We start from the raw sequence: 7951 nt of genomic DNA, 5'->3' as shown, positions 1-7951 counted from the left end.
CTGCCCGCGTCGTTCGCGGAGGCGGAGGTCCCCGGCGCACCGCCGGTCGCCGTGCGCAGCGCCGGTCCCCTCGTGCCGGACCCGGCCCTGCGCCGGGTGCTGGACGAGCGGGTGAGCGACGCCCGCAGGCGCTGGGCCGAGCACGGCGACGACGGGATCGCGGCCGGACTCACCGCCGCCGACCACCACGGCCACGCCCACACCCATCCGCCGGGCGAGGGCCACGACCACGGCCACTGCCACGGCCACGGCCACACGCACGGCCACCAGCACGGCCCCGCGACCGCGCACCGCCATCACCACCACCCGTCCGCCGCTGGAGCGGACCGAGGCATCAGGAGCATCGCATGACGTTCCGTCAGCAGTACCTGTACGGGGACGACCCCGTCGAACTCAACGCGGGCCGCCGCACGGTCAGGGTCACCGTCAGCAACACCGGTGACCGGGCCGTGCAGGTCGGCTCCCACTACCACTTCTTCGAGGTGAACTCGGCGCTCTCCTTCGACCGCGAGGCCACCCTCGGCATGCACCTCAACATCGCCGCCGGCACCTCCGTACGGTTCGAGCCCGGCGGAACGCGCGAGGTCGAGCTGTGCGCGTACGCCGGAACCGGCCGGCTCACCGGCTTCAGCGGTCTCCTCAACGGCAGCCTCTCCTCCCACCCCGCCCGCGTCGAGGCCGTCCGCAGGGCCATCGAACGCGGCTTCCAGGGCGCACAGCGGGCGGCCGCCGCCTCCGGCTCCAAGAGTTCCAAGAACTCCAAGGGCGCCCAGGACAGCAAGGGCAGCAAGGAGTCCAAGGGGGACTCCAAGGGTGCCAAGGCCGCCAAGGACAAGAAGAAGGGTTCGCGCTGATGCCCATCCTGCCCCGCAAGCAGTACACCGACATGTTCGGTCCGACCGTCGGCGACCGCTTCCACCTCGCCGACACCAACCTCGTCGTCGAGGTCGAGAAGGACTACAGCGAGGGCCTGTACGGCGACGAGGTCGTCTACGGCGGCGGCAAGACCATGCGCGACGGCATGGCGTCCGACCCGCAGGCCACCGCCGCCCAGGGCGCGCTGGACACCGTCATCACCAACGTGGTCGTCATCGACCCGATGGTCGGCGTCGTCAAGTGTGACATCGGCATCAAGGACGGCTTCATCGTCGGCATCGGCAAGTCCGGCAACCCGCAGACCCAGAACAACGTGGACCCGGACCTCGTCATCGGACCCGGCACCGAGGCCATCGCGGGCGAGCACCTGATCGCCACCGCGGGCGCCATCGACAGCCACGTCCACCTGATCGCCCCGCAACAGGCCGAACAGGCGCTGACCAACGGCATCACCACCCTCATCGGCGGCGGCACCGGCCCCACCGACGGCTCCAACGGCACCACCTGCACCCCCGGCCCGCACAACATCGGCCTGCTCCTCCAGGCGGCCGAGGCCCTGCCGGTCAACCTCGGCATCATGGCCAAGGGCAACGGCAGCCTCCCCGGCGCCCTGGAGGAGCAGATCACCGGCGGCGCCTGCGCGCTCAAGGTCCACGAGGACTGGGGCTCCACCCCGGCCGTCATCGACAACGCGCTGACCGTCGCCGACGCCCACGACGTCCAGGTCGCCATCCACACCGACAGCCTCAACGAGGGCGGGTTCTTCGAGGACACCCGCTCCGCCATCGACGGCCGCGCCATCCACACCTTCCACAGCGAGGGCGCGGGCGGCGGGCACGCCCCGGACATCCTCCGGGTCACCGGCGAACCGAACGTGCTGCCCTCGTCGACCAACCCGACGCTCCCGTACACCAAGAACTCGGTGGACGAACTCCTCGACATGGTGATGGTCTGCCACCACCTGAGCCGCGACATCCCCGAGGACGTCTCCTTCGCCGACAGCCGGGTCCGCGCCGAGACGATCGCCGCCGAATCGGTGCTGCACGACCTCGGCGTGATCAGCATGTTCTCCTCCGACTCCCAGGCCATGGGCCGCATCGGCGAGTCCGTGACCCGCGCCTTCCAGACCGCGCACCACTGCAAGGACAAGCTCGGGGTGCTGGAGGGCGACTCGGAGCGCAACGACAACCAGCGGGTGCTGCGCTACCTCGCCAAGCTCACCATCAACCCGGCCATCGCCTCCGGGATCTCCGACTACGTGGGCTCGATCGAGAAGGGCAAGCTCGCCGACATCGTGCTCTGGCCCATCCACTCCTTCGGCGCCAAGCCGAAAATGGTCATCAAGGGCGGCCTGGTCTCCTGGGCGCAGATGGGCGACCCCAACGCCTCGCTGCCCACCCCGCAGCCGGTCACCTACCGGCCGATGTTCGGGCAGTACGGCAAGGCGCTCCAGGCCACCCACGCCACGTTCATGTCCCAGGCCGGCATCGCCGCGGGCGTCCCGGAGCGGCTGGGCCTGAACCGCAAGGTCCTGCCCGTGCGCCGCACCCGCACGATCGGCAAGCACAACATGGTCCGCAACGACGTGCTGCCCGACATCCAGGTCGACCCGGAGACGTTCAAGGTCACGCTCAACGGCAAGGTCGCCACCATCGACCCGGCCGAGAAGCTGCCCCTGAACCACCTCTACTTCCTGGTCTAGCGCCGATGTACCGCAAGGAGGGCGACATCACGGGCGACCCCGGCCCCGCGGCGGCCACGGCCGCCCCGGCCGGCGTGGGGCTCGGCCCGCTGCTGGTCAGCCTCCAGCTGACCGACTCGGCGTTCCCCAGCGGGTTCTACACCCTCTCGCACAGCCTGGAGGGCTTCGCCCAGGCCGGCGCCGTGGACGCGGAGAGCCTGCCGGCGCTGCTGGAAGACCTGCTGCTGCACGGCGTCGGCCCCGCCGACGCCACCGCGCTCGCCCTCGCCCACCGGGCGACCGCGGCGGGCGACCCCGAGGCCGTGGTCCGGATCGACGAGCACCTGTTCGCCACCAAACTGGGCCGCGAGATGCGCCAGGCCGCCACCCGGACCGGCCGCCAGCTCCTGGACCTGGGCCACGAGGTCTTCGGCCGCCCGGAGATCGGCGACTACTACGACCGGGTCGTGCGCCGCGAGGCCCCCGGCACCCAGGCCGTGGCCGCCGGCGTCGTCTACGCGGCGACCGGCGTCCCGGTCCGGCAGGCCGTCGCCGCCGACCTGTTCGCGTTCTGCGTCAGCTACGCGGGCGCCGCGCTGCGGCTGCGGCTGACCGATCACCGCAGGGCGCAGACGCTGCTCCGGGGCGCGGCACCGGTCATCGAGGCCACCGTCGAGGCGGCGCTGTGCCGGGAGCTGGACGACGTCGGCGCCACGGTCTTCGCCTCGGACGTCATGTCGGGCCGTCACGAACGCGCCGAGGCCCGGCTCTTCGCCAGCTGACTTCCCACGCCCCCCACTCCCTTCGCACACCGAGGAGCACCATGGACGACAACGTACTGCGGGTCGGCATCGGCGGACCCGTCGGTTCCGGCAAGACCGCGCTCATCGAGGCGCTGGTGCCGGTGCTGATCGCGCGCGGCCACCGCCCCGCCGTCATCACCAACGACATCTACACCCAGGAGGACGCCCAGCACGTGCGCCGCACGCTGGAGGGCGTCCTGGAACCCGAGCGCGTCGTCGGCGTCGAGACGGGCGCCTGCCCGCACACCGCCGTACGCGACGACCCGACGATGAACCTCGCGGCCGGCGCCGAGATGCTGGAGCGCTTCCCGGACACCGACACCCTGCTGTACGAGTCCGGCGGCGACAACCTCACCCTCACGTTCAGCCCCGCCCTGGTCGACCTCTTCCTCTTCGTGCTCGACACGGCGGAGGGCGAGAAGATGCCCCGCAAGCGCGGCCCCGGCATCACCGACTCGGACCTCCTCGTCATCAACAAGATCGACATCGCGCAGTACGTGCGCACCGACATCGGGATCATGGAGTCCGACGCCCACCGGGTCCGGGGCGACCGCCCCGTCGTCCTCACCGACTGCCTCACCGGCACCGGCATCGACGAGATCGCCGGCTACCTCGCCTCACGCCGCAAGGTGCTGATCTGACATGACGTCCGCCCCGCAGCGGCCGCAGGCCGACCGGCTCACCGAGGAGTACTACACCGCCGTGCGCGTCCCCCCGGACGTGGCGGCCCTGGCCTCCGTCCCGGACACGCTGGCCCCCGGCTCACCGGCCAAGGTCGGCATCCTCGACCTCGCCTTCGCACTGCGGGGCGGGCGCACCGAACTCGTCGGGCGCTACCAGAAGACACCGCTGCAGATCATGCGGCCGCTGTGGATCGACCCCGCGCTGCCCGGCATGGCCTACGTCTACCTGATGGCGACCGGCGGCGGCATCGCCCAGGCCGACCGCTACCGGATGGACTTCCGCTGCGGCCCGGACACCGAGGTCCACCTCACCACCCAGGCCGCCACCAAGATCTTCCGCATGGAGCACGACTACGCGACCCAGCGCGTGCACCTCACGGCGGACGCCGGCGCCTACGTCGAATACCTGCCCGACCCGCTGATCCCGTTCGCGGACGCGCGGTTCTACCAGCACACCGAGGTCACCGTCGCCCCCGGCGCCACCGTCCTCGTCGGCGACACCCTGACCGCCGGCCGGCTCGCACGGGGCGAGCGCCACGCATACCGGCTGCTCGCCACCGATCTGCGCATCCGCAGGCCCGACGGCACCCTGCTCGCCCTCGACACCCTGCGCCTGGCCCCCGGCCGGCCGGGCAGCGGCGTCCTCGGACCCGGAGTGTTCGCCGGGCACGACCACGTCGCCTCGCTCTTCGCCGTGACCGACCGCGTCCCCGCGGCCCGGCTCGCCGACACCCTGCACGAGGCGCTGGCCGGGCTCGGCGTCCTGTACGGGGTGAGCGTGCTGCCCCGGGACTGCGGCGCCTGGGTCCGGCTCCTGGACGACAGCCCCGTCCGGGTCGCCGACGCGCACCGGGCCGCCTGGCACGCCGTACGCCGGCTCCTCACCGGGCATCCGGCCCCCGACCTGCGCAAGCCGTAGCGCTCCCCGCCCCGCCCACCCCCACACGAGGTATCGCCCATGATCACCGCTCCCGCGCCCATGCCGGCCGCGTACGACTCCGGGGACACCGCCTGGCTGCTCGCCGCCACCGCGATGGTCCTGCTGATGACGCCCGGCCTGGCGTTCTTCTACGGCGGCATGGTGCGCACCCGCCATGTGCTCATGATGATCAAGATGAGCTTCGCCGCGCTGGCCTTCGGCACCCTCGTCTGGTGGGTCATCGGCTACACCCTGGCCTTCGGGCCCGACGTGGGCGGCGCCGGGCTCATCGGGAACCTGGACCACGTGTTCATGAAGGGCATCCAGCTGAACACGCTGACCGGGGCCATCCCCACGTACATCTACAGCACCTTCCAGATGGGCTTCGCCATCATCACCGTGGCGCTGATCAGCGGGTCCATCGCCGACCGCGCCACCATGCGGGGCTGGCTCGTCTTCGTCGTGCTGTGGCTGCTGATCGTCTACATCCCCATCGCGCACTGGGTGTTCGACAAGGACGGCTGGATCGTCGACCACCTCGGCGCCCTCGACTTCGCCGGCGGCCTGCCGGTGGAGCTGAACTCCGGCGTGGCCGGACTCGCCGTGGCGCTCGTCCTGCGCGCACCGCGCGACTTCGCCCGCCGCGAGGAACGCCCCAACAACATCCCCCTGGTGGTCGTCGGCGTCGGGCTGCTGTGGTTCGGCTGGTTCGGCTTCAACTCAGGCTCCGCCCTCACCGACCAGGGCACCGCCGCCGCGGCCTTCATCAACACCCAGCTCGGCGCGGCCGGCGCGATGGTGACCTGGCCGCTCGTCGAGAAGTGGCGCACCGGCCGGGTGACCACCATGGGCGTCGTGTCGTCCGCCGTCGCGGGCATGGTCGCCATCACCCCGGCCTGCGGCGAGATCAACACCCTGGGCGCGGTGATCACCGGCCTCGTCGTCGGCGCGGTCAGCGCGTACGCCATCACCCTGAAGTTCCGGTTCGGGGTGGACGACACCCTGGACGTGGTCGGGGTGCACGGCGTCGGCGGGCTCATCGGGCTGATCATGGTCGGCCTCTTCGCCACGGCCCGGGTCAGCGGCAAGGAGGGCCTGTTCTACGGCGGCGGCTGGGGCCTGCTCGGCAAGCAGGTCGTCGCGATCCTGGCCGTGATCGCCTTCTCCTTCGTCCTCACCTGGATCATCGCCAAGGCCGTGGACCTGACCGTCGGCTTCCGGGCGAAGGAGGAGTACGCCCTCGTGCCCGGCGAGGAGGCCGAGCGCGCCTACGACTTCCAGACCGCCGAACGCCTCGGCGCGCTCGTCTCGGGCCGGCGGGTGACGAGTGACGACGAACTGGTCCGCCAGATCAGCCGCCTGCTGCGGGCCCGCGAGAGCGACAAGTAGCGGCCGCGCCCCGCTCACCCCGGCGGCTCACCGGCCCGGCGCCTCGCGCAGCCGGCGCTCCCGCGCGACGATCCGGCGCAGGGTCCGGCCGAGCCGGCGCGCGTACCACCGCTGGAGGACGGGCACCAGCGGTCCGCCGAGCCGCGCGTACCAGCGGGCGGGGCGGCTGAACGCCGTCACCGCGAACGACACGGTGCCGTCGTCCGCCAGTTCGGCCACGAAGCACTCCTCGCCGCACTCCGGGTGGCCGGGCAGTGTCCCGTAGCCGAAACCGATCCGCTCCGGCCCGTACACCGTCCAGATCACCCGGCACGGTGCGGAGAGCCGCAGCGGCCCCACCCCCACCGACACCCGGACGGCCGTTCCTTCCTCGGCGCGCGCCGTGGACGCCTCGATGCCCGCGCCGGACTCGCGGTGCATGCGGAACCCGGTGATCGCGGCACCCGCCGTTTCGAGGTCGGCGCGGCCGTGCCCGATCGCGGCGCGGTGGCGCAGGTGGTGGTAGCCGGCCGGGAGCGCACCGCTGCGGGTGGCCCCCGTCTCCGGGTAGGTGAGGTCGCTCATGGGGTGCCCTCTTCCTCGTCCGCGCGGTCCGCGCCGCTCGCCTCGTCCGGGAACCACGGGCGCTCCCAAGGGACTTGAACGTGGTCGAGCATAGAGGCCCGCCGTGCTCCGCCGACCGGGGCACCCGCCGTCGGCCGGCTTGCGGGGGCGCGGCGGGTGCGGCAGACATGAGGGGAGCGAGCGGGGGGCCGCCGACCAGGCAGGAGACCCGTCCGTGCACGTCCGCCCCCGTCCGTACCGCACCGCGTCCGTGCTGTTCTCCGCCGGCCTCCTCCTCGCCGCCGGCTGCTCCGCCGGCGGCGGCTCCGGCCCGGAGCCGGTGGACGTGGTCCTCCAGGCCGCGGCCGACCCGGGCACCGCGCCCTTCACCGCCTCCACCGCGGGCGGCCCCGCCGCGGTCCCGGACGCCACCCGGTCCGCACCGGTGCGCTCCCCGTCGCCGGGCGGCGGGACGCGGGAGGTGCGACGGGCCGGATCGACACCGGGGCTGTACGCGGGGACGCGTGCCGTGCCGTCCTGCGACGTCGAGGCCCAGATCCGGATGCTCGCCGTCGATCCGGCGCGGGAGGAGGCGTTCGCCCGCACACTGTCGGTCGGGCGGGACCGGCTCGCGGGCTTCCTGCGCGGCCTGACGCCCGTGCTGCTGCGGGCGGACACGCTGGTGACCGGGCACGGGTTCCTGGCCGGCTCCGTCCTGACGTACCAGGCGGTGCTCCAGGCCGGGACCGCGGTCATGGTGGACAGCCGGGGCGTGCCCAGGGTGCGCTGTGTCTGCGGCAATCCGCTGGGGCCGCCGGACGGCGCGGCGGACGCCGGGGCGGGCGCGGGGGAGGGGTGGGAGGGGTTCGACCCGGCCCGGACCGTGGTCGTCGAGCCGGCCGCGCGGCCGGTGGCGGAACTGGTCATCGCCGACGAAGCGCACCACAGCTGGATCGCCCGCCCGGCCGGTGACCCGGGCGCCGGCGACCGCGTCCCCGAGGTGCCGCCGCCCTACGACCCCGGTACCGACATCACCGGCCCGCTGCCCGACCTGCCC

At 72.9% G+C, this 7951-nt stretch carries 8 protein-coding genes and 1 pseudogene; 8 read left to right on the top strand and 1 reads right to left on the bottom strand.

All coding sequences use genetic code 11. The features are described 5' to 3' along the window. From MHW47_RS28925 to MHW47_RS28895, 7 genes and pseudogenes are all read left to right on the top strand, one after another. Nucleotides 1–351, top strand: a pseudogene (locus tag MHW47_RS28925) (cobalamin biosynthesis protein CbiX); the annotation flags it as partial. Beyond that, nucleotides 348–854 carry an urease subunit beta gene (locus MHW47_RS28920; protein WP_239226711.1) on the top strand — a complete coding sequence of 169 codons (507 nt, stop codon included), beginning with the start codon at nucleotides 348–350 and terminating at the stop codon, nucleotides 852–854. The pseudogene MHW47_RS28925 and the gene MHW47_RS28920, both read left to right, overlap by 4 nt. Then, the gene (ureC, locus tag MHW47_RS28915; RefSeq protein WP_239226710.1) at nucleotides 854–2578 is read left to right on the top strand and encodes an urease subunit alpha; all 1725 of its coding nucleotides are present in this window, start codon (nucleotides 854–856) and stop codon (nucleotides 2576–2578) included. The genes MHW47_RS28920 and ureC overlap by 1 nt, the downstream gene beginning before the upstream one ends. 5 nt (nucleotides 2579–2583) lie before the next feature. Beyond that, nucleotides 2584–3339, top strand: a complete 756-nt coding sequence (locus MHW47_RS28910) for an urease accessory protein UreF (RefSeq protein ID WP_239226709.1) — start codon at nucleotides 2584–2586, stop codon at nucleotides 3337–3339. A 41-nt stretch (nucleotides 3340–3380) separates the two neighbouring features. Further along, on the top strand, nucleotides 3381–4001 hold the full coding sequence (ureG, locus tag MHW47_RS28905) for an urease accessory protein UreG (RefSeq protein ID WP_239226708.1): 621 nt from the start codon (nucleotides 3381–3383) through the stop codon (nucleotides 3999–4001). Between the two features lies 1 nt (nucleotide 4002). Next, entirely contained in the window at nucleotides 4003–4962 is a 960-nt protein-coding gene (locus MHW47_RS28900) for an urease accessory protein UreD (RefSeq protein WP_239226707.1), read from the top strand. A 39-nt stretch (nucleotides 4963–5001) separates the two neighbouring features. Continuing rightward, the gene (locus MHW47_RS28895) at nucleotides 5002–6351 is read left to right on the top strand and encodes an ammonium transporter (RefSeq protein ID WP_239226706.1); all 1350 of its coding nucleotides are present in this window, start codon (nucleotides 5002–5004) and stop codon (nucleotides 6349–6351) included. Nucleotides 6352–6378: 27 nt separating this feature from the next. Here the strand turns inward: MHW47_RS28895 and MHW47_RS28890 are convergent, their stop codons facing one another. Then, entirely contained in the window at nucleotides 6379–6915 is a 537-nt protein-coding gene (locus tag MHW47_RS28890) for a DUF1990 family protein (RefSeq protein WP_239226705.1), read from the bottom strand. A gap of 214 nt (nucleotides 6916–7129) precedes the next feature. Between MHW47_RS28890 and MHW47_RS35855 the strand changes: the two genes are divergently transcribed. Further along, a partial coding sequence (locus tag MHW47_RS35855) for a DUF6777 domain-containing protein (protein WP_308381730.1) occupies nucleotides 7130–7951 on the top strand: 822 nt, incomplete at its 3' end.

Origin of the sequence: Streptomyces sp. OfavH-34-F (assembly GCF_022347745.1) — a bacterium.
GTDB lineage: Bacteria > Actinomycetota > Actinomycetes > Streptomycetales > Streptomycetaceae > Streptomyces.
The sequence above is the reverse complement of the archived record's forward strand: the minus strand, read 5'-3'. Positions and strand labels throughout refer to the sequence as shown.

Excerpts from the sequence above, each read along its gene's own strand:
- MHW47_RS28890 (WP_239226705.1), bottom strand. The coding sequence starts at position 6,915 with ATGAGCGACCTCACCTACCCGGAGACGGGGGCCACCCGCAGCGGTGCG.
- MHW47_RS28895 (WP_239226706.1), top strand. The coding sequence starts at position 5,002 with ATGATCACCGCTCCCGCGCCCATGCCGGCCGCGTACGACTCCGGGGAC.
- MHW47_RS28920 (WP_239226711.1), top strand. The coding sequence starts at position 348 with ATGACGTTCCGTCAGCAGTACCTGTACGGGGACGACCCCGTCGAACTC.
- ureG (WP_239226708.1), top strand. The coding sequence starts at position 3,381 with ATGGACGACAACGTACTGCGGGTCGGCATCGGCGGACCCGTCGGTTCC.
- MHW47_RS28900 (WP_239226707.1), top strand. The coding sequence starts at position 4,003 with ATGACGTCCGCCCCGCAGCGGCCGCAGGCCGACCGGCTCACCGAGGAG.
- MHW47_RS28910 (WP_239226709.1), top strand. The coding sequence starts at position 2,584 with ATGTACCGCAAGGAGGGCGACATCACGGGCGACCCCGGCCCCGCGGCG.
- ureC (WP_239226710.1), top strand. The coding sequence starts at position 854 with ATGCCCATCCTGCCCCGCAAGCAGTACACCGACATGTTCGGTCCGACC.